The organism is Nocardioides massiliensis, from assembly GCF_030811215.1.
Lineage (GTDB): Bacteria > Actinomycetota > Actinomycetes > Propionibacteriales > Nocardioidaceae > Nocardioides_A > Nocardioides_A massiliensis.
The window spans coordinates 2,039,293-2,060,795 of sequence record NZ_JAUSQM010000001.1 but is presented as its reverse complement, the minus strand read 5'-3'; the positions used below and the strand labels follow the sequence as shown (position 1 = coordinate 2,060,795).

17 protein-coding genes are annotated in these 21,503 nt (G+C 72.1%); 13 read left to right on the top strand and 4 right to left on the bottom strand.

The window, feature by feature from the left end; translation table 11 throughout:
- Positions 1 to 51 precede the first annotated feature (51 nt).
- Both J2S59_RS10190 and J2S59_RS10185 read left to right on the top strand, forming a co-directional pair.
- Positions 52 to 1,746, top strand: coding sequence for a DUF885 domain-containing protein (locus tag J2S59_RS10190; protein ID WP_068122578.1), 1,695 nt, complete (start codon positions 52 to 54; stop codon positions 1,744 to 1,746).
- Positions 1,743 to 2,384, top strand: coding sequence for a Maf family protein (locus J2S59_RS10185; RefSeq protein WP_068122581.1), 642 nt, complete (start codon positions 1,743 to 1,745; stop codon positions 2,382 to 2,384). Before J2S59_RS10190 ends, J2S59_RS10185 begins: the two co-directional genes overlap by 4 nt.
- On the opposite strand, the gene J2S59_RS10180 is transcribed toward J2S59_RS10185, so the two are convergent.
- Positions 2,335 to 2,913, bottom strand: coding sequence for a GtrA family protein (locus J2S59_RS10180; protein WP_181642246.1), 579 nt, complete (start codon positions 2,911 to 2,913; stop codon positions 2,335 to 2,337). The genes J2S59_RS10185 and J2S59_RS10180 overlap by 50 nt on opposite strands.
- A gap of 155 nt (positions 2,914 to 3,068) precedes the next feature.
- Between J2S59_RS10180 and J2S59_RS10175 the strand changes: the two genes are divergently transcribed.
- From J2S59_RS10175 to J2S59_RS10145, 7 genes are all read left to right on the top strand, one after another.
- Positions 3,069 to 4,856, top strand: coding sequence for an acetyl/propionyl/methylcrotonyl-CoA carboxylase subunit alpha (locus tag J2S59_RS10175; protein ID WP_068122587.1), 1,788 nt, complete (start codon positions 3,069 to 3,071; stop codon positions 4,854 to 4,856).
- A gap of 81 nt (positions 4,857 to 4,937) precedes the next feature.
- Positions 4,938 to 6,143 (top strand): hypothetical protein, encoded by a 1,206-nt coding sequence (locus tag J2S59_RS10170; RefSeq protein ID WP_306825075.1) that lies wholly within the window; start codon positions 4,938 to 4,940, stop codon positions 6,141 to 6,143.
- Positions 6,140 to 6,802 carry a hypothetical protein gene (locus tag J2S59_RS10165; RefSeq protein WP_181642549.1) on the top strand — a complete coding sequence of 221 codons (663 nt, stop codon included), beginning with the start codon at positions 6,140 to 6,142 and terminating at the stop codon, positions 6,800 to 6,802. Before J2S59_RS10170 ends, J2S59_RS10165 begins: the two co-directional genes overlap by 4 nt.
- Positions 6,799 to 7,953: a hypothetical protein gene (locus J2S59_RS10160; RefSeq protein WP_306825074.1), complete on the top strand. Its 1,155-nt coding sequence runs from the start codon at positions 6,799 to 6,801 to the stop codon at positions 7,951 to 7,953. The genes J2S59_RS10165 and J2S59_RS10160 overlap by 4 nt, the downstream gene beginning before the upstream one ends.
- 75 nt (positions 7,954 to 8,028) lie before the next feature.
- On the top strand, positions 8,029 to 9,198 hold the full coding sequence (locus tag J2S59_RS10155; RefSeq protein WP_181642669.1) for a hypothetical protein: 1,170 nt from the start codon (positions 8,029 to 8,031) through the stop codon (positions 9,196 to 9,198).
- Between the two features lie 34 nt (positions 9,199 to 9,232).
- The gene (locus J2S59_RS10150) at positions 9,233 to 12,676 is read left to right on the top strand and encodes a pyruvate carboxylase (protein WP_306825073.1); all 3,444 of its coding nucleotides are present in this window, start codon (positions 9,233 to 9,235) and stop codon (positions 12,674 to 12,676) included.
- Positions 12,677 to 12,695: 19 nt separating this feature from the next.
- Positions 12,696 to 13,442 carry a CAP domain-containing protein gene (locus J2S59_RS10145; protein WP_068125152.1) on the top strand — a complete coding sequence of 249 codons (747 nt, stop codon included), beginning with the start codon at positions 12,696 to 12,698 and terminating at the stop codon, positions 13,440 to 13,442.
- A 16-nt stretch (positions 13,443 to 13,458) separates the two neighbouring features.
- Here the strand turns inward: J2S59_RS10145 and J2S59_RS10140 are convergent, their stop codons facing one another.
- Both J2S59_RS10140 and J2S59_RS10135 read right to left on the bottom strand, forming a co-directional pair.
- A complete protein-coding gene (locus J2S59_RS10140) occupies positions 13,459 to 14,859 on the bottom strand; it encodes an NAD(P)H-quinone dehydrogenase (RefSeq protein ID WP_220138650.1) in 1,401 nt (466 codons plus the stop codon).
- Positions 14,860 to 14,940: 81 nt separating this feature from the next.
- Positions 14,941 to 15,762 (bottom strand): putative endonuclease domain-containing protein, encoded by an 822-nt coding sequence (locus J2S59_RS10135; protein WP_068125155.1) that lies wholly within the window; start codon positions 15,760 to 15,762, stop codon positions 14,941 to 14,943.
- Between the two features lie 314 nt (positions 15,763 to 16,076).
- Between J2S59_RS10135 and J2S59_RS10130 the strand changes: the two genes are divergently transcribed.
- From J2S59_RS10130 to J2S59_RS10120, 3 genes are all read left to right on the top strand, one after another.
- The gene (locus tag J2S59_RS10130) at positions 16,077 to 17,525 is read left to right on the top strand and encodes an IS1380 family transposase (protein ID WP_306825458.1); all 1,449 of its coding nucleotides are present in this window, start codon (positions 16,077 to 16,079) and stop codon (positions 17,523 to 17,525) included.
- A 159-nt stretch (positions 17,526 to 17,684) separates the two neighbouring features.
- Entirely contained in the window at positions 17,685 to 18,506 is an 822-nt protein-coding gene (locus J2S59_RS10125) for a purine-nucleoside phosphorylase (protein WP_068121491.1), read from the top strand.
- A gap of 14 nt (positions 18,507 to 18,520) precedes the next feature.
- Positions 18,521 to 19,333: an NAD-dependent epimerase/dehydratase family protein gene (locus J2S59_RS10120; protein ID WP_068121487.1), complete on the top strand. Its 813-nt coding sequence runs from the start codon at positions 18,521 to 18,523 to the stop codon at positions 19,331 to 19,333.
- On the opposite strand, the gene J2S59_RS10115 is transcribed toward J2S59_RS10120, so the two are convergent.
- Positions 19,299 to 19,763: an SRPBCC family protein gene (locus J2S59_RS10115; protein WP_068121482.1), complete on the bottom strand. Its 465-nt coding sequence runs from the start codon at positions 19,761 to 19,763 to the stop codon at positions 19,299 to 19,301. The two genes, J2S59_RS10120 and J2S59_RS10115, sit on opposite strands and share 35 nt — an antisense overlap.
- Positions 19,764 to 19,802: 39 nt before the next feature.
- On the opposite strand from J2S59_RS10115, the gene J2S59_RS10110 reads away from it, so the two are divergent.
- Positions 19,803 to 21,497 (top strand): phospho-sugar mutase, encoded by a 1,695-nt coding sequence (locus J2S59_RS10110; RefSeq protein WP_306825072.1) that lies wholly within the window; start codon positions 19,803 to 19,805, stop codon positions 21,495 to 21,497.
- Positions 21,498 to 21,503: the final 6 nt, after the last annotated feature.

The window sequence follows — 21,503 nt, the reverse complement described above, 5'->3', positions numbered from 1 at the left end:
GCCGTTCCGGGGCTGCGATGCGCGTCACCGCCGGCCACCTACAGTGTCCCGGTGAGCGACACGACCCCACGCCCCGTCGACGCACTCGCCGAGCAGTTCGTCACCGATCTCGTGGTCCTCGACCCGCTGACCGCGACGTACGCCGGCATCGCCGGGCACGACCACCGCCTGCCCGACCTCTCCCCCGACGGGTACGCCGCCCGCACGGCGCTCACCCGCAAGGCGGTCGCCGACGTCCGTGCCGCCGAGCCCGTGGACGCTCGCGAGGAGGTCGCCAAGGCGGCCTTCCTGGAGCGCAACCAGCTCGAGCTGGAGCTGGACGACGCCGGGGTGACCGCCTCGCGGATCTCCGTCATCACCAGCGCGCTGCACGACCTGCGCGAGACCTTCGACCTGATTGACACCTCCTCCGAGGCCGGGTGGGCGGCAGTCGACGCGCGCCTCGCCGGGGTGCCCGACGCCCTCGAGGGCTACCGCCGCACGTTGCTCGCCGAGGCCGATAGGGGCCACGTGTCCGCCCGCCCACAGCTGCTGCAGGTCGCCGCGCAGACCCGCAGCTGGACCGGCGCCGGCACCGGCGGTAGCGACTTCTTCCGCGACCTGGCCACCACCGCGCAGCAGGCCGGCGTGCCCACCACCCTGGCCGCCCAGCTCTCGAGCAACGCCGCCGCCGCGTCGCAGGCCGTCGCCGAGCTCGGCCGGTTCCTCGCCGACGACCTCACACCGCGCGCACCGGAGAAGGAGGCGGTCGGACGCGAGCTCTACGCGCTGCACTCGCGCTACTTCCTCGGCGCCGCCGTCGACCTGGACGAGACCTACGCCTGGGGCTGGGAGGAGCTCGCGCGGCTGGACGCCGACCGCGACCGCGTCGTCGACCTGATCGTCCCGGGCGGGAGCCTCGACGACGCCGTCGCAGCGCTGGACGCCCAGCCGGGCCGCGTCTTCACCTCCAAGGACGCCTTCCGCGAGTGGATGCAGGAGCTGGCCGACCGCACCCTCGCCGAGCTGGCCGACACCCACTTCGACATCCCCGAGCCGGTACGCCGCATCGAGTGCTGCATCGCGCCCACCGACGACGGCGGCGTCTACTACACGGGACCGAGCGAGGACTTCAGCCGTCCCGGCCGGATGTGGTGGTCGGTGCCCGCGGGCCAGGACTCCTTCAGCACCTGGCGCGAGGTCACCACCGTCTTCCACGAGGGCGTGCCCGGCCACCACCTGCAGATCGGCCAGACGGCGTACCGCACCGAGCAGCTCAACCGCTGGCAGCGGCTCCTGTGCTGGGTGTCGGGCCACGGCGAGGGCTGGGCGTTGTATGCCGAGCGGCTCATGGACGAGCTCGGCTACCTCGACGACGCCGGCGACAAGCTCGGCATGCTCGACGCGCAGGCGTTCCGCGCCGCCCGCGTGGTCGTCGACATCGGCATGCACCTGGAGCTGGAGATCCCGGCGAACCCGTGGGGCTTCCATGTGGGTGAGCGCTGGACCCCCGAGCTCGGTCTGGAGTTCATGCTCGCCCGCAGCAGGATGTCGGAGCCCGAGCTCCGCTTCGAGGTGCAGCGCTACCTCGGCTGGCCGGGGCAGGCACCGTCCTACAAGGTCGGCGAGCGCATCTGGCTGCAGGCCCGTGAGGATGCGCGCATCCGGCAGGGCGACGCCTTCGATCTCAAGGCCTTCCACCGCGCAGCACTGGACCTCGGCTCGCTCGGCCTCGACCCGTTGCGCGACGCGCTGGCCCGGCTGTGAGCGGCACCCCGACGGACTGGGCCGCACGCTTCGTCCTGGCCTCCGCCTCCCCGGCTCGGCTGGCGACGCTGCGATCGGCCGGTGCCAACCCCCGCGTCGTCGTCTCCGGCGTCGACGAGTCCCAAGTCGCCCTGGCCGATCCGGCAGCGCTCGCCCTCGAGCTGGCCCGGTTGAAGTGCACCGCCGTCGCTGAGCTGCCCGAGCAGGACGACGCGGTCGTCCTCGGCTGCGACTCGGTGCTCGAGCTCGGCGGGGAGATCCACGGCAAGCCCGCGGACGCCGCCGAGGCGGTCCGGCGGTGGGAGCGCATGCGTGGGCGTTCGGGCGTTCTCCACACCGGGCACTGGTTGATCGACCGGCGCACCGACCGCACCGCGGGAGCTGCCGCTGCGACCACAGTGCACTTCGCCGACCTGAGCGACGCCGAGATCGCGGCGTACGTCGCCACCGGCGAGCCGCTGCACGTCGCGGGCGCCTTCACCGTCGACGGTCTCGGCGGCGCGTTCGTCACCCGGATCGAGGGCGACCACCACAACGTGGTCGGGGTCAGCCTGCCGCTGGTGCGCGACCTGCTCGCCGAGCTCGGCCTCAGCTGGACCGAGGTGTGGAGCTCTCGGTGTGCTGGACGACCTGCCTAGCAGGCAGCGGCGCCGACGGGCCGGGCTCGCCCTGAGGGTGCTCGATCTCCTCCACGAGGTCCGGCGGCAGGTTCATGTGCAGCAGCGGGACCGGGCGACGGAACACCAGCCGGCGGAACAGGTAGAACCGCGCGACGAGTCCGATCGGCTGCCCGACGAGGTTGGCTGCGATGTTGTCGGTCAGGGCGCTGTCGAGGCCGAGCACCTCGTGGGTGAACCACAGGCAGGCGACCGGCAGCGCCATCGTGATCACGTTGATCACGAAGAACAGCGCGACCCCGCCGTCTGCGTGGACCGTCTCGCGCTCGCGGAAGGCGTACACCCGGTTGCCGGTGTAGCTGATGACCATCCCGACGGTGTGGCCCAGGACGTAGCCGGCGATCGCGTTGCCCCGCAGGGGCGGCTCGTACCAGGAGCCGAGGCCGTGGACGAGGAGATTGAAAATGATGAGCGCGACCACGGTCGCCACCCCGCCCACCACGAGAAAGCGACCGCCCTCGGCGAGGAGCCGACTCCAGCGGGTGCCCACCAGCACAGGCTAGTGCCGGTCGGGCCGGCGCGCGTGCACCCCCTCGTCCCGCGTGCCGAACCCTCCAACACCGCCCGCAGGGCGCGGCCCTACACTCCGAATGTTTCCGCGCTCACCGTTCCGCTGCGCCACCCGAACACTTCGAGGAGTCGTCCGTGCCCGAGGCCAAGCCGCTGCAGAAAGTCCTGATCGCCAACCGGGGCGAGATCGCAGTGCGGATCATCCGGGCGTGCAAGGACGCCGGCATCGGCAGCGTCGCTGTCTACGCCGAGCCCGACCGCGACGCCATCCACGTGCGCATCGCCGACGAGGCCCACAGCCTCGGCGGCTCGACGCCGGGTGAGTCCTACCTCTCGATCGAGAAGATCATCGAGGTCGCCAAGAAGACCGGTGCCGACTCGGTCCACCCGGGCTATGGATTCCTCGCCGAGAACGCCGACTTCGCCCGCGCCGTCATCGACGCCGGGCTGATCTGGATCGGCCCCGGCCCCGAGGCGATCGAGGCGCTCGGCGACAAGGCCAAGGCCAAGCAGCTCGCGCAGAAGGCCAACGCCCCCCTCGCCCCGGGCACCAAGGAAGCGGTCAAGGACGCCGACGAGGTCGTGGCGTTCGCCGAGGAGCACGGCCTGCCGGTCGCGATCAAGGCGGTCTTCGGCGGTGGCGGTCGCGGACTCAAGGTCGCCCGCACGATGGAGGAGATCCCGGAGCTGTTCGAATCCGCGGTCCGCGAGGCCGTCGGCGCGTTCGGTCGCGGCGAGTGCCTGGTCGAGAAGTTCCTCGACCGTCCTCGCCACGTCGAGACCCAGTGCCTGGCCGACCAGCACGGCAACGTCGTCGTCGTCTCCACCCGCGACTGCTCGCTCCAGCGTCGCCACCAGAAGCTGGTCGAGGAGGCCCCCGCGCCGTTCCTCACCGACGACCAGGTCGAGCGGCTCTACGAGTCCTCCAAGGCGATCCTGCGCGAGGCCGGCTACGTCGGCGCCGGCACGTGCGAGTTCCTCGTCGGCCAGGACGGCACCATCTCGTTCCTCGAGGTCAACACCCGCCTGCAGGTGGAGCACCCGGTCACCGAGGAGGTCACCGGGATCGACCTGGTCCGCGAGATGTTCCGCATCGCCGCGGGCGAGGAGCTCGGGTACGACGACCCGGAGATCCGCGGTCACTCGATCGAGTTCCGCATCAACGCCGAGGACGCCGGCAGCAACTTCATGCCGGCCCCCGGCACCTTGACCCGCTGGTCGCCCCCGTCCGGCCCGGGCGTCCGTCTCGACGGCGGCTACGAGACCGGCGAGACCGTCCCGGGCTCGTTCGACTCGCTCGTGGCGAAGCTGATCGTCACCGGCCGCGACCGCACGCAGGCCCTCGAGCGCTCGCGCCGCGCCCTGGCGGAGTTCGACGTCGACGGCATGCCGACCGTCATCCCCTTCCACCGCGCGGTCATCGAGGACCCGGCGTACGTCGCCTCGTCCAACCCGTCCGGTGAGGGCTCGTTCGACGTCTACACGACCTGGATCGAGACCGACTTCGACAACCAGATCCCGCCGTACGCCGGCGACCGGGCCGAGGCGCCCGAGGCCGAGGAGCGCCAGAGCGTGACCGTCGAGGTCGGCGGTCGCCGGCTCGAGGTCGTCCTGCCCGGCGGACTCGCCGCGATCGGTGGCGCCAACGGTGGCGCCCAGAAGAAGCCGAAGCGATCGGCCGGCAAGAAGGCCGGCGCGGCCGCGACGGGTGACTCGGTCACCTCGCCGATGCAGGGCACGATCGTCAAGATCGCCGTCGAGGAGGGCCAGGAGGTCGCGGAGGGCGACGTCGTGGTGGTCATCGAGGCGATGAAGATGGAGCAGCCGCTCAAGGCCCACAAGGCAGGTACGGTCACGGGCCTGACCGCGGAGATCGGCGCGACGGTCAACAACGGCGCCGTCATCTGCGAGCTGAAGGACTAGCGTCCGCCGCCGGCCTGGGCCGGCCAGAGACACGAACCGGGGGATTCTGTGTCGAGCACTCCAGAGTCGGGCACTCCAGAGATGGGCACTGGCGACGGGGCGTCGACGATCGAGGAGATCGCCGACGCCCTGCGCGACGATCCCGTGCTGGTCCACACCGCACTGGGCAACGGCCGGACCGCCGAGGTGCACGCGGCCCTGACCGATCTGGCCGAGGAGCTCGACTTCCCGGTCTACGTGGTGCTGGTCCGCCGACCTCCGGACGAGCTCGCCGAGAACCGGCCGGCCGAGGACCTGCTGCGCAAGGTGCACGCGCGCCTCGAGGAGCCCGGTCTGTACGTCGGCCAGCTCGAGGAGGGCATCGGCGCGGCCGTGGCGTACGACGTGGACCTCGGCGGCACGGCGGCCTCAGCGCTGCCCCCCATGACCTTCGAGGTGGAGCACGAGATCTGGGACCGGGTCCGTGAGCACGGTAACGACCTCGTCGGCGACCTCGGCGAGCAGGTGCGCGACGCGGTCCACCTCTCCGCGGCCGGCCAGGTGGCCCTCGAGCTGCATCTCGCCGCGGACCCGGAGGGTCCCTATGACGTCGACGCGTTGTTCGACGAGCTGGCCGAGGGGCCGTGGTTCGCCAACCTCCAGTCCGAGCCGCTCAACTTCGAGCTCGACGACGCCCGCAGCGAGCCGCTCACCGACGTCGTCGCCGGGATCGCAGCGACCATCGTGGTGCTGGTCGTCGGGTGGCGCGTCGCCCGCGCTGTGGCGGCCTGGCGTGCGGGACTCGCCCGGCGTCGCCAGGGCCTGGCCGGCGACGTCGCGAAGCACCGCCGCTTGGCACAGACGGCGATCACGCGGCTGGAGCGGGACCTGCAGCGCGCGCTGCGCCGCGGCGCGGACCTGGCGCGCACCGCCCGCGCGGAGGACCACCTCCGCGCGGCACGTCACGTGCTCGACTCGACCGACCACCTGGACGTGATCGGTGCCGAGGCGCTCGCCGGTCAGGGCCGTGCGCTCCTCGCGGGCGGCTCCGCGCCGTACCGTCCGTGCTTCTTCGACCCCCGCCACGGCGCGGGCGGACAGACGGTCCGGGTCAAGGAGACGCGGGTCCCCGCCTGCCGGCACTGCCAGGAGCAGGTCGACGCCGGCCGTGCGCCCGAGACCCTGAAGATCGTCGAGCGCGGCCGCGTACGGCCCTACTACGAGGGTGACTCGGTGTGGGCGCGCACGGGCTTCGGTGCCCTCGACGACCAGGTCGCGGCCCGTGTCCTCGAGGGGGTACGGCGATGAGCCGCCTGCGGAGCGCGGTGGTCGTGCTGTGTCTGGCCGCCCTGGCCGGGGTGGCGACCTGGCACCTGTGGGGCGTCGCGGAGGAGGCCCGCACCCCCGTGCTGCCCGAGCCGACCGACCGGGTCGCCGCCGCCGTCGCCGACTTCGACGCCGGCGATCCCGTCCATGTCGCGCAGGACGCGCGTCGCTGGATCAGCGCGGAGGACGAGCAGCGCCTCGAGCAGCTGGCGGCGGACTCGGCGGTGCCGGTGCGCATCGCCGCGTGGTACGGCACCCGCGAGGCGGGCTACCGCAACAGCCTGCGCGCCGTCACCCAGATCACCCGGCTCGCCGAGCAGGAGGCGGTCTACGTCCTGCTCGGCGGCCCCGGCGACCTCGCCCTGGGCTCGTCGCTGAGCTGTTGCACGGTCATGGAGTACGAGCTGCCGGAGGCACAGGGTGACCTGCCGTTGCGCCTGGAGGAGCTGATCACGGCGTTGCCGGAGGCGACCCGGACCCAGGTGGAGCACGACCCGTACCACTACTACGGCGGCGTCGGTGGCGCGGTCGCCGCGGGCGTGCTGTTCGGCGTGCTGGCCATCCCCGTGGTGCTGCTGGCGATCGGCCTGGGGAGACTGGCCCTCGGGCGCCGATTCCGCATGGGAGGGGGGTGGCGATGAGCAACGAGGACCTGCTCGCCCAGATCCAGCAGGCGCTCGACGAGACCGGCGTCTGGGTCGCGCCCGCGCTGCGCTCGGCCGTCGATGACGCCGATGTCGCCACGATCTCGACGCAGCTCAGCACGCTGGACCGGCCGACCTTCCTCGTCCTCCACGACCTGCGCGACAGCGACGCCTTCGGGGGCGACCCCGCCGAGCTGCTCACCCAGCTCCACGATCGCTCGGGGATCGACGGGCTGTACCTCTCCCCGCAGTTCTTCGGCGGTCCCGAGCGGTTCATCGTCGACGCGCGCGGCTGGAGCACCGAGGACGACGCCCGCGAGGCGATCGCGGTGGCGGACGTGCGCCACGAGGAGGACGGCCTCGTCGACGACCTCGGCGCCTACTTCGTCGAGCTGGCCACGTTGATGGCCGACGGCACCGCGCGGGAGGCCTACGAGGCCGAGGTCGTGCCGACCTTCGGCACCCACTCCTCCACCTCCTCGCCGTACGACGACGAGGGGGTCAGCGACGGTCTGGTCGGTGCCGGCATCGGGGCCGCGCTCGCGCTGGTCGCCGTCGGGGTCTGGTGGCGTCGCCGGGCACGACGCAAGCAGGTCCTGCACCTGCCTGCGTCGGTGGTGGCGACCGCGCGGGCAGCCCGCGACAGCACCCTCGAGCGGCGGGCGGAGGAGTCGGCCCTCGCGCTCGGCGAGGCCATCGACGCGGCCGAGATCGACCCGGTGGCGCACGACGCCGCTGCCTGGCAGCAGGCCCTGGACCACTACGAGGGCGCGCAGCGCGTGCTGCGGGGCTCGTCGAACGACGTGCTCGACGTCGTTGGAGCGATCGTGCTGGCCGAGCGCGGCGAGGAGGCGCTCGCGGCGGCGCTCGCCGGGAAGGCATTCGTGCCGGGTCCTCGTTGCTACCTCCACCCGCTACACACCGGTCGCGTGTCGCGCGCAGTGGTCGAGTCCGGTGGGCGTCGGGTCGACGTACCCGTGTGCCAGGCCTGCCGCGCCGCGCTGAAGGCCGGGAAGACCCCCGAAGTCCTGGACGTCGAGCGCCGAGGACGGCCGGTCCACTACTTCGAGGCCGACGCCGAACCGTGGGCCTCGACGGGCTACGGGACGCTCCAGCCCGATCTGATCGACCGGCTGCACCGCCGCTGAGCTGTTCACGCGCCGTTCGACCGGCGGTCGCCCCCGGTTGACGCGCGGATCCCCGACACCCGGCACCGTCGGGGCGTGTCGACTTCCGAGCGTCGCGTCATCCTCCATGTGGGAGTGCCCAAGAGCGGGACGAGCTACCTCCAGTCCGGCCTGCGCGAGCACCGCAAGGAGCTCGGCGAGCGGGGCGTCTACCTCCCCAAGGACTCCCACGAGGTGATGTTCCGAGCCGCACTCGACGTCCGCGGCAACCGCCACCAGTGGGGGCGGGCGGCGGCCGAGGTGGACGGGATGTGGGAGCGCGTGTGCCGTCGCGCCTGTGAGCACGAGGGCACCACCATCCTCAGCCACGAGATCCTCGCGGCGGCCACGACCGAGCAGGCTGCGCGTGCACGTGAGGTGCTCACCCGGCACGCCCCGAACCACCGGGTCGAGCTGGTGCTCACCGTCCGCGACCTCGCCCGCCAGCTGGTCGCGGAGTGGCAGGAGAACATCAAGGGCGGGGACACCCGCACCTTCGCTGCCTTCTGGGAGCGGGTGGGGCCCGCGGTGCGGGCCGACGACCACGGTGCTCGGTTCTGGGCGGCGCAGGACGTGCTCGACGTCGTACGCCGATGGGGTGCGGACCTCCGCCCGTCGCAGGTCCACCTGGTGGTGTGCCCGCCGGCCGGCACCGACCCGACGGTGCTGTGGCAGCGCTACGCGGAAGCCACCAGGCTCCCCGTCACCGACCTCATCCCGACCGAGCCCGAGCTCAACGCCGGCCTGGGTGCAGTCGAGATCGCCCTGCTGCGCGAGGTCAACGTCGCGCTCGGCGACCGCCTCCCGCAGCCGCGCTACGGTCGCGCGGTGAAGGGCGCACTGGCGCGTGACGTCCTCGCGCGCCGGGCCTCGCCGCGGCCGGTGCTGCCACGCGCCGGACACGGCCTCGCCGTGACGATCGCCGACCGGTGGATCCCGCAGATCCGGGCGGCGGGCTGGCAGGTGCACGGCGATCTCGACGAGCTGCGGCCAGCGCCGTACGCGTCCGCGTGCCATCCCGACGAGGTGCCGACGGCGGCGACCGCGCAGACGGGAGCCGAGGTGATCGCCGAGCTGCTCGTGGCCCTTGCCGACGCCCGGGAGACCGGCCAGGAGCAGGCGGCGCGCATCGAGGAGCTCTCCCGTCAGCGCAAGAAGCTGCGCCGGACCCGGGACAAGCTCCGGGCGCGGCTACGCCCGCCACCGGCCCACACTGTGACTCCCTGATGACCGCGACGTGAGCCCCCACTAACCTCGCCCCATGTTCTCCAAGGTGTTGGTGGCCAACCGCGGTGAGATCGCGATCCGAGCTTTCCGGGCGGCCTACGAGGTCGGGGCGAAGACCGTGGCGGTCTTCCCGCACGAGGACCGGTGGTCCGAGCATCGGTTGAAGGCCGACGAGGCCTACGAGATCGGTGAGCGCGGCCACCCGGTGCGGGCCTACCTCGACCCGGAGGCGATCGTCGCGACGGCCGTGCGGGCCGGTGCCGACGCCGTCTACCCGGGCTATGGCTTCCTCAGCGAGAACCCGAACCTCGCCGAGGCGTGCGCCAACGCCGGCATCACGTTCGTCGGCCCGACCTCCGAGGTGCTGGAGCTCACCGGCAACAAGGCCCGCGCCATCGCCGCGGCGAAGGCCGCGGGCGTCCCGGTGCTGGCCAGCGTCGAGCCGAGCACCGACGTCGACGCGCTGGTCGAGGCTGCCGCCGACATGCCGTACCCGCTGTTCGTCAAGGCCGTCGCCGGTGGTGGCGGTCGCGGGATGAGAAGAGTCGACGACGCTGGGCCGGACGGGGCGAAGCTGCGCGAGGCGGTCGAGACCTGCATGCGCGAGGCGGAGGGCGCGTTCGGCGACGCCACCGTCTTCATCGAGCAGGCTGTGGTCAACCCGCGCCACATCGAGGTGCAGATCCTCGCCGACGGCGAGGGCAACGTCATCCACCTCTTCGAGCGTGACTGCTCGGTGCAGCGGCGCCACCAGAAGGTCGTCGAGATCGCCCCGGCCCCCAACCTCGACCCCGAGCTGCGCGAGCGCATGTGCGCCGACGCGGTGCGGTTCGCTGAGTCGATCGGCTACCGCAACGCCGGCACGGTGGAGTTCCTGCTCGACGAGTCCGCGGCGGCCGAAGGTCGCGATCTCGGGGGGCAGTCGGGGGGCGGAGCCCCCCGACCGTACGTGTTCATCGAGATGAACCCCCGCATCCAGGTCGAGCACACCGTGACCGAGGAGGTCACCGACGTCGACCTCGTGCAGTCGCAGCTGCGCATCGCCTCCGGCGCGACCCTGGACGACCTGGGTCTGTCGCAGGACACGGTCGTCCTGCGCGGCGCGGCCCTACAGTGCCGCATCACCACCGAGGACCCGGCCAACGGGTTCCGTCCCGACACCGGCAAGATCACGACGTACCGCTCCCCCGGTGGCGCCGGCGTGCGCATCGACGGCGGCACGACCTACACCGGGGCGGAGGTCAGCGCCCACTTCGACTCGATGCTCTCCAAGCTCACGTGCCGGGGTCGCACCCACGAGAAGGCCGTCGAGCGAGCGCGCCGGGCGATCGCGGAGTTCCGGATCCGCGGCGTCGCGACCAACATCGCGTTCCTGCAGGCCCTCCTCGCCGACCCGGACTTCCAGGCCGGCCGGGTGACCACGTCGTTCATCGAGGAGCACCCGCACCTGCTCGCCGCCCGCGCCCCCGGCGACCGCGGCACCCGCCTGCTCAACTACCTGGCCGACGTCACGGTCAACCAGCCCCATGGTGCTGCGCCGGTGACGATCGATCCGGCCGACAAGCTGCCCGCCGTCGACCTCGACGTCCCGGCGCCCGACGGCACCCGCCAGCTGCTGCTGTCGGTCGGGCCCGAGGAGTTCGCTCGCCGGCTGCGCGAGCAGACCGCCGTCGCGGTCACCGACACCACCTTCCGCGACGCCCACCAGTCGCTGCTCGCCACCCGCGTGCGCACGCGCGACCTGCTGCAGGTCGCGGGCCACGTCGCCCGCACGACCCCGCAGCTGTGGAGCCTCGAGGCATGGGGCGGGGCGACGTACGACGTGGCGCTGCGCTTCCTGGCCGAGGACCCGTGGGAGCGGCTCGCGCAGCTGCGCCAGGCGGTGCCGAACGTCTGCCTGCAGATGCTGCTGCGCGGACGCAACACCGTCGGCTACACGCCGTACCCCACCGCCGTCACCGAGGCCTTCGTCCGCGAGGCCACCGAGACCGGCATCGACGTCTTCCGGATCTTCGACGCCCTCAACGACGTCGAGCAGATGCGGCCGGCGATCGAGGCCGTGCGGGCGACCGGGCAGTCGGTGGCCGAGGTCGCGCTGTGCTACACCGGCGACCTCTCGAACCCCGACGAGAAGCTCTACACGCTCGACTACTACCTCGACCTCGCCGAGCGGATCGTCGACGCCGGGGCGCACGTCCTGGCCATCAAGGACATGGCCGGGCTGCTGCGCGCTCCGGCGGCGCGCACGCTGGTCACCGCGCTCCGCGAGCGCTTCGACCTGCCGGTGCACCTGCACACCCACGACACCCCGGGCGGCCAGCTCGCGACGCTGGCAGCGGCCATCGACGCCGGCGTCGACGCGGTCGACGCCGCGTGTGCCGCGGTCGCCGGCACCACGAGCCAGCCGGCGCTGTCGGCGCTCGTGGCGAGCACGGACTTCACCGAGCGCGCGACCGGCCTGTCCCTCGACGCCGTCAACGCGCTGGAGCCCTACTGGGAGGCCACCCGCCGCGTCTACGCCCCGTTCGAGTCCGGCCTGCCGGCCCCGACCGGGCGGGTCTACACCCACGAGATCCCCGGGGGGCAGCTCTCCAACCTGCGCCAGCAGGCGATCGCGCTGGGATTGGGCGAGAAGTTCGAGCAGATCGAGGACATGTACGCCGCGGCCAACCGGATCCTCGGCAACGTCGTGAAGGTGACGCCATCGTCGAAGGTCGTCGGCGACCTCGCGCTGCACCTGGTCGCGGTCGGCGCCGACCCCGACGACTTCGAGCAGAACCCGCAGAACTACGACGTACCCGACTCGGTGATCGGCTTCCTCTCCGGCGAGCTCGGCGACCCGCCCGGTGGCTGGCCGGAGCCGTTCCGGACCAAGGCGCTCGAGGGGCGCAAGGTGCGCAGGTCCGAGACCGAGCTGACCGCCGAGCAGGCCGAGGGCCTGGGGCGCAACCCCCGCTCGACCCTCAACGAGCTGCTCTTCCCCGGCCCGACCAAGGACTTCCTCGAGGCCCGCGAGAAGTACGGCGACGTCGCGGTGCTCCCGACGATCGAGTACCTCTACGGCCTGCGCCCGGGCGAGGAGCACGAGGTGCGACTCGAGGAGGGCAAGACCCTGCTGCTCGGCCTGCAGGCCGTCAGCGAGCCCGACGAGCGGGGCTTCCGCACGGTCATGTGCACGATCAACGGACAGCTGCGCCCCATCGCCGTACGCGACCGGTCGATCTCGAGCGACGTGGCGGCGCAGGAGAAGGCCGACACGTCGGTGCCCGGGCACGTGGCTGCGCCGTTCGACGGCGTCGTCACCCTGGCGGTCGAGGAGGGCGACACGGTCGAGGCAGGTGCGACCATCGCAACGATCGAGGCGATGAAGATGGAGGCCTCCATCACCGCACCCGTCGCCGGCACCGTCGAGCGGCTCGCCTTCACCGGCACCCAGCAGGTCGAGGGCGGCGATCTGGTCGTTGTGCTCCGCACCTGAGACGCCCTAGCCTCCGCTCATGCGACGCGCCGGGGTGTGCCTGCTGGTCGCTCCGGCGCTTCTCGTGGGTCTCACCGCTCCCCCGAGCGTCGCCAAGGCCCCCGCGGTCACGGTGCAGGTCGCCTCGGTGCAGACCTCCGACGGCGAACGGGTGGTGCTCCGCGGTCGGGTCCGGGTCGCGGTCCCGGCCGCGACGCTCCGGGTCCAGACGCCCCGCACGGGGGCGAAGGGTGCCTGGCGCACGGTCCGCACGGCGCAGCTGACCCCGAAGCGCCGGTACGCCGTGCGTCTGGCGCGGCCGGCGAAGACGAGGAAGTTCCGCATCGCCGTGGTGACGGCGCGCGGGAGGGTCGCCGCGTCACGCGTCGTCGTGGTGCGCGGACGGCCGAAGGTCGACGCGGTGCAGGCGAACGTCCGCGCCCTGGTGCTCGAGCACACCAACACCTACCGCGCCGCCAGCGGGCTGGCGACCTTGGCGCCGCTCCCGGCGATGCACCGGGTCGCGACCGCCTGGAGCAAGGTGATGGCCTCGGCCGGAGCGATCACGCACAACCCCGAGTTCGCCCAGCAGATCCCTGTCGGGTGGACCGTCGCCGGCGAGAACGTCGCCTACGGCTACCCACCCCACCAGGTCACCGCCGCGTGGTTCGCCAGCCCCGGCCACCGTCGGAACCTGCTCGGCGCCTACACCCACATCGGGATCGGGTACGCCGTCGACGGCAACGGGGTGCCGTACTACACGCAGGTCTTCGCGACGTACCCGTAGGAAGTCCGCTCCGGCGTCAGTCCGCGACGCGGTGTAGCCGGCGTGCGGCCTCGGCGATGGAGCCGCTCATCGACGGATAGACGGTGAACGCCTGCGCGAGCTGGTCGGCCGTCAACGACTCCGCCACCGCGATCGACACCGGGTGGATGAGCTCACTGGCGCGCGGCCCGACGACCACGCCGCCGACGACGATGCCCGTGCCGGGCCGGCACAAAAGCTTCACGAACCCGTCGCGCGTGCCCTGCATCTTGGCGCGGGCGTTGCCCGACAGCGGGAGCATGACGATCTCCGCCCCGATCTCGCCGGCCTCGACCGCCACCTGGCTCCACCCGACGGTCGCGATCTCGGGCGCGGTGAAGACGTTGGAGGCGACCTTCTTCAGGTCCAGCGGCGCGACGGCGTCACCGAGGAAGTGCCACATCGCGATCCGGCCCTGCATCGCGGCGACCGAAGCGAGCATGAGCACGCCGGTGCAGTCACCGGCGGCGTAGACGCCCCGCGCGGTCGTCCGGGAGACCCGGTCGACCTTCACGAAGCCGCCGTCGTCGGTGTAGACGCCGGCGTCCTCCAGGCCCAGGTCGGCGGTGTTGGGCACGGAGCCCAGCGCGAGCAGGCAGTGGGACCCGACGATCTCCCGACCGTCGGTGAGCTTGACGACGACCTCGTCGCCGTTGCGGGCCACCGACTCCATGCGCGACTTCGACAGCACGGTCATGCCGCGACGCACCAGCACCTGCTCGAGGACCTCGGCCGCGTCGGCGTCCTCGCTCGGCAGCACGCGGTCGCGGCTGGAGACCAGGACCACGTCGATGCCGAGCGCCATGTAGGCGCTGGCGAACTCCGCACCGGTGACACCGGAGCCGACCACGATCAGCCGACTCGGTACCTCCTGCAGGTCGTAGACCTGCTCCCAGGTGAGGATCCGCTCGCCGTCGGGCACCGCGGTCGGCAGCGTGCGCGGGCGGGCGCCGGTGGCGATGAGGATGGCGTCGGCGTCCAGGGTCTCCTGTCCGCCCGCGTGCAGCTCGGCGACGACCCGCTCGGGTCCGTCCAGCCGGCCGCGGCCCTCGACCACGCGCACCCCGTCACGCTCGAGACGACGGGAGATGTCGGCGGACTGCGCGATCGCCAGCGTCTTGACCCGCGCGTTGACCTCGGCGAGGTCGACCTCCACCCAGCGCTCGGCGTTGCCGCCCCCGACCGAGCCGAACTTCACCCCGAGCTCGGAGGCGCCCTCGACCTCGGTCATCAGCTCGGCGGTGGCGATCAGGGTCTTGCTCGGCACGCAGTCGGTCACCACGGCGGACCCACCGATGCCGTCGGAGTCGACCACGGTCACCTCGGCGCCCAGCTGCGCGGCGACCAGCGCCGACTCGTAGCCACCAGGACCGCCACCGAGGATCACCACATGAGTCACGGGAGCCATTCTCCCGGCTCGGCGCGCGAAGGCCAATCCGGGTGGGCGGGGATAGGCGAAGAATGGTCGGTTCCCGCCTCCTCAGGTCGCGGTCAGCGGCGCGGATCGACCATTCTCGGAGCCCGAGGACGGATTCCATACGGCGTCCACCGCGGGACGGCGCGTGAGGTCCCGCTTCGTGAACCCGTTGCGCGTCCACCCGATCGCGCTGAGGCGTCGATCTCGATCCAGGTCCGCATGGTGCTGACCTCGATCGCGGTGGACCGCACCGTCGTACTCCTGCAGGGTCCGGGTTCGCGGGATCCACAGATCTCCACGCGCGATGAAGACGCCGTCGTTCACGACCCGGTGTTGCGGCACGACGGGTACGCCGAAGGTCTCGTGCTGAATCCGGAGCAGGGTCTCCCAGGCCGATTCCGACCGAGCATCGGCACCCGAGAGAGCGGCACGCAGCGCCGGAGCGCCCGCACGTCGCTCGTTCGCCGCCGCCTCGATCCGCGCCCGCGGCACCCCGGCGTGCAGAGCCCCGTCGACCACGACGGCAAGGTCGAGCACGCCGAAATCGCGCGCGCACGCAAGAAGGACGTCCTCCGGCGCAGCGACCCGCAGCCCGTACCGTGTCCGATGCTCGCGGCACGGCTCGACCCGGATGACGCGGAGACCCCGGCGGCGGATCCGGTGACGCGGAGACATCTGCGCGAATACCGGCACGCCGGGCGGCAGTTCGGGCATCCACCACCCCCACAGCTCGACCGCGGTGAGGTGGGTGAATGCCGCGTCGGGCGGCAGCTTGGACTGCCACGCAGCGAGCACAGCGACCCGGCCGGCGTCGATGCGGGCGTAGGCACCCGGGGTCACAAGGTGCCACCGCCTCGAACGCGTGCGCTTCGCCGAGATGTCCATCGGCGTCAGGGTGGGCGAGGTCGTCCACCCAGGGGCCCGGACGACCGCGACATGGGGACGGCGGACGCCTCGCATCCCCTGGGGACGAGCAGCGGCCGGCCACCGATTGGTCGTTCCCCGGCGCCGACGAACGCAGCTAGTGCCACCGATCGACCATTTCGTCGGGCGAGTTGCTGTGCACCAGCGCGTCTAAGCCCGGATCCACCGATGAACTTGGGCGGTGAGCGTGGCGTAGAACGAGAATGCCCTTGCTGGGCGGGAGAATCGGAGTTCTTCAGGCAACGATTCACACCAAGAGCAAGGGCATCTCTGAGGTGAAACTCTCTCACACGCTTCGATCGACGTCGGCGGTCTTCGATGACCCGAATCTCGTGTCGGCCGCAGGCCTGGTGCCGGCGCTCGCGTTGGCCGAGTCCGCCGGCCTGCGTGACCTGGCAGATGAGCACCTGAGCGTCCCGACGGACAAAGGCGCGAACGCTGGGTTGAAGGTCACCTCGCTGGTCGGCGGGATGGTCGCCGGCGCGGACAGCATCGATGACATGGCGCTGCTGCGTCACGGCGGAATGGGGCGGCTGTTCACCCGGGCGTATGCGCCCTCGACGTTGGGTTCGTTCCTTCGGGCGTTCACCTTCGGGCACGTCCGCCAGCTCGACGCGATCGCTTCGCGGTTCCTGATCGCACTGGGCGGCCTCACCGGTTTGCTCGGCGCATCGGCAGACCCCGCAGCCAGCGACACCGACACCGACCTCGAGGTGGATCGCGGGTACGCGTTGGTCGATGTCGACGACACGATCATCGAGGTCCATGGCTATGCCAAGCAGGGCGCAGGGTTCGGCTATTCCGGGGTCCGTGGGCTCAACGCGCTGCTTGCCACCCTCACCGTCCCCGGTGGGGCCCCGGTGGTCGTGGCCCAGCGTCTGCGCAAGGGTTCGACCGGGTCACCACGCGGCGCGAAGCGTCTGGTCGGCGACGCGGTGCGAACCGCCCGACGGCTGCTCGGGAAGAACCGGCCGATCCTGGTGCGGATGGACTCGGCGTTCTACGGTCGCAGACCAGTCCACGCCGCGATCGCTGGTGGGGCAGCGGTGTCGGTGACGGTGCGGATGGACAAACGCATCAAGGCGGCGATCGAAGCGATCGCCGACGATGCGTGGACCACCATCGAATACACCGACGCCATCTTCGACGAGCCGAGTGGCCGCTGGATCTCGCGAGCCGAGGTCGCCGAGATCGACTTCACCGCGTTCGCTGCGCAGAAGAAGTCCGACCACGTCCCGGGCCGGCTCGTAGTCCGTCGCATCCCGGACTTCAACGCCGAGAAGAACAAGGCAGCCGGCCAGGACACCTTGTTCGACACCTGGCGCTTCCACGCCTTCTTCACCACCACCGACGCCGACGTGCTGGACACCGTCGCCGCCGACAAGATGCACCGCCATCACGCGGTCATCGAACAAGTCCATGCTGACCTCAAAGGCGCCGCGCTGGCACACCTGCCGTCGGGGGTGTTCACCGCGAACGCCGCCTGGCTGGTGCTCGCCGTCATCGCGTTCAACCTCACCCGAGCCGCCGCGAACCTGACCGATCGGGAGTTGGCGAAGGCCACCACCGCCACGCTCCGTCGCAAGCTGATCATCGTGCCGGCAAGGGTCGCGACCTCAGCACGCCGGATCACCCTGCACCTGCCCCATGCCTGGCCCTGGGAGAGCGCCTGGACAGCACTGTTCGACCGAGTCAACGACCCGCCGCCAAGCCTCGCAGCCTGACCACCCAGCAGCCCGCCGCTGCGCGAACCGAGGACCAAGTGGACGACACCGGACAACGAGGCCCGGCACATCGACATGCCCGCGGCTCCTCATGACCAGACGAACCGGATCAGGCGCTCAGCGCCATGGCCATCGGTGGATCCGGGCTAAGGTGAGCCCGTGACGGCCTACGACCTCTCCGACCCCGCGACGAACCCCGACGAGGCTGCGCAGGCGGCCGCCGAGAAGCTCGCGGAGCTGACCGGCGCAGACCGGCACGACGCCGCCCTGGTGATGGGGTCGGGGTGGCTGCCCGCGGTCGACGGCATCGGCGAGACGCTCGCGGAGATCCCGGTGACCGACCTGCCGGGGTTCGCGGCCCCGGCCGTCGAGGGGCACGCCGGCACCGTCCGCTCGGTGCGCGCCGGCGACAAGCGGGTGCTGGTCTTCCTGGGACGCACCCACTTCTACGAGGGCCGCGGCGTCCGACCGATCGTTCACGGCGTGCGCACGAGCGCCGCTGCCGGATGCTCCACGATGGTGCTCACCAACGGCGCCGGCGGCCTCCAGGAGCATTGGTCGCCTGGCACGCCGGTGCTCATCTCCGACCACATCAACCTCACCGCCACCTCGTCGCTCGAGGGCCCGAACTTCGTCGACCTCACGGACCTCTACTCCAAGCGCCTGCGCGAGCTCTGTCGCACAGCGGACCCGGAGCTGGAGGAGGGCGTCTACGTCCAGTTCCCCGGCCCCCACTACGAGACACCGGCCGAGATCGGCATGGTCCGCGCCATCGGGGGTGACCTGGTGGGGATGTCGACCGCCCTGGAGGCGATCGCCGCCCGCGCTGCGGGTATGGAGGTGCTCGGCATCTCGCTGGTCACCAACCTCGCCGCCGGCATCACCGGCGAGCCGCTCAACCACGAGGAGGTCCTCGAGGCCGGGCGTGCTGCGGCCACCCGCATGGGCGGCCTGCTCGGCGCGATCGTCCCCCAGCTCTAGGTCAGGAGCAGCAGATGAAGGTCCTCGTCACCGGCGCCGCCGGCAGCATCGGTCGCGTCCTCGTCCCCGGCTTGGTCGACCGCGGTCACGAGGTCGTCGGCATGGACCTGCACGTGGCGCCCGACGGCACGACATGTCCGTGGTACGTCGCCGACTGCGGCGACCCCGACGCCGTGGAGGCGACCCTGGTCGACGCCTCCCAGGCCGGCCCTGTCGAGGCGGTGGTCCACCTCGCCGGGATCCCCGACGAGACGAGCCTCGACGACGCGCTGGCCTCCCACGTGCTGACCACCGGCACGCTGCTCGATGCGATGGTCCGTCACGGCATCTCGCGGATGGTCTACGCCAGCAGCAACCACGCCGTCGGGCGTACCCCCTCCAGCGAGGCCGTCGACACCCGGACCCTGCCGCGGCCCGACACCTTCTACGGCGTCGGGAAGGTCGCGGCCGAAGCACTGCTGCGGTTGTACGCCGACCGGCACCAGATCGACGCCGTGGCGCTGCGCATCGGCAGCTTCCTGCTGCAGCCGGAGACCCGCCGCCAGCTCGGGACCTGGCTGTCGCACGACGACGCCGTCCGCATGGTCGACGCCGCCCTCACGACGCCGGACCCCGGCTTCGCCGTCGCCTACGGGATCTCCAACAACACCCGCGCGTGGTGGGACCTCGAGGCCGGCCGCGCGCTGGGCTACGAGCCGGAGGACGACGCCGAGCAGTTCGCCGACGCGCTGCAGGCGCAGCCCGCGTCGGACGACGACGAGGTGGAGGCGGCGTACGTCGGCGGTCCGTTCGTCACCGAGGCGTACTACCGGCCGGCCCGCGACTGAGCCTGCGCTCCAGACCCCTCCTGCACCCGCGCATCATCCAGGCGTGGTTCGCCTCCAGCACCGGCCGACCCAACCGCCCCGTCCTGCGCAGCAACGGCGCCCGGGCCTCGACCTCCTGCTCGAACCACAGCCGGGTCGCGGTGCCCTCGGGCTCCATCCGCCAGCGGCACCAACCGTCGAGGTCGCCGTCGACGTCGACCTCGAGGACGCCCGAGTCCGGGTCCTCGACGGTCGCGCGCAGCAGGAGCCGCAACGAGTAGGGCAGGAACGACCGGCACCGCGCGTACCCACTGCGGTCGTCGATCTCCTCGATCGACCGGATCTGCGGCCACCACGCGACGTACCCCCGGATGTCGTGCAGGACGTCGTAGACCTCCGCGACCGGGTGGGGCGTCGTCCAGGTCGAGCTGAAGCGGTAGTGGTGGCTCATCGTTGCTCAGCGTAGGGACGCGCCGGTTACGGTGCGTCGGTGAGCACTCTCGAGCACGCCACCGACGATGCCGACCTGCACGCGCGGGTGACCGCCTGGATCGGTGAGGACCCCGATCCGGCCACCCGGGCCGAGCTGAGCGACCTGCTCGCCGCCGCCCGCGACGGTGACGCGGCCGCCGAGGCCGACCTGGCAGCCCGGTTCGCCGGCACGCTGCAGTTCGGTACGGCGGGGCTGCGCGGCGCGCTCGGGGGCGGTCCGAACCGGATGAACCGGGTCGTCGTGGGGCGCGCAGCCGCGGGGCTGGCGGCGTACCTCGACGCGCAGGGACTCGAGGGCCCGGTCGTGATCGGGTACGACGCGCGCCACGGCTCCGAGCAGTTCGCGCTCGACACCGCGGCGATCGTGGAGGGTGCGGGACGCGACGCGCTGCTGCTGCCCGGTCCGCTGCCCACGCCGGTGCTGGCGTTCGCGATCCGCCATCTCGACGCCGCCGCCGGCGTGATGGTCACGGCGTCGCACAATCCGCCGCAGGACAACGGCTACAAGGTCTACCTCGGCGACGGCAGCCAGATCGTGCCGCCGGCGGACGTGGAGATCGCGGCCGCGATCGCCGCGGTCGGGGCCTACCCGGACATCCCGCAAGCCGAGGGCTGGACGGTCCTCGGCGAGGACGTCGTCACGGCGTACGTCGACGCGGTGGTGGCGCTCTCCCCCGCGACCGAGCGCAGCCTGCGCGTCGTCACCACCCCCCTGCACGGCGTGGGCGGGGAGACGCTGGCGACGGTGCTGACGCTCGCCGGCTTCAGCGACATGCACGTGGTGGCGTCCCAGGCCGCACCCGACCCGGACTTCCCGACCGTCGCCTTCCCCAACCCCGAGGAGCCCGGCGCCATCGATGCCGCGCTGGCGGTGGCGCGGGCGGTCGACGCCGACCTGGTCATCGCCAACGACCCGGACGCCGACCGGTGCGCCCTGGCCGTCCCCGGCCCCGAGGGCGACCGGGACGCCTGGCGGATGCTACGGGGCGACGAGGTCGGAGCGTTGCTCGCCCAGCACGTGCTCGACCGGGGCGACGTACCCCCCGACGGGATCCTCGCGACGTCGATCGTGTCGTCGTCGCTGCTGGGCGTGATCGCCGCCGCTGCCGGTGTCGGGTACGCCGAGACGTTGACGGGGTTCAAGTGGATCGGCAAGGTCGCCGGCTTGGCCTTCGGCTACGAGGAGGCGCTGGGTTATTGCGTCGCGCCGCACCTGGTCCGCGACAAGGACGGCATCTCGGCCGCGCTGCTGGCCTGCGAGCTGGCCGATCGCGCCAAGGCCGAGGGGCGCACCCTCGACGACCTGCTCGACGACCTCGGCCGGCGCCACGGCCTGCACGCCACCGACCAGCTCTCGGTGCGCGTCACCGACCTCGCTGAGATCGACACCGCGATGCAGCGCCTTCGCGCCGTTCCGCCCACCCAGCTCGGCGGGTTCGCCGTGACCGGTGTCGACGACCTCAGCGCGGGCAGCGCCACGCTCCCGGCGACCGAGGGTCTGCGCTACCGGCTGGCCGAGGGCGGACGCGTCGTCGTACGCCCGTCGGGGACCGAGCCGAAGCTGAAGTGTTACCTCGAGGTCGTGGTGCCGGTCGAGCAGGAGGCCGAGGACGGCGTCGCTGCGGCCCGCATCGTCGCGGCGCAGCGGCTGGACGCCATCCGTACCGATCTGGCGCAGGCCGCGGGGCTCTGACGCGCG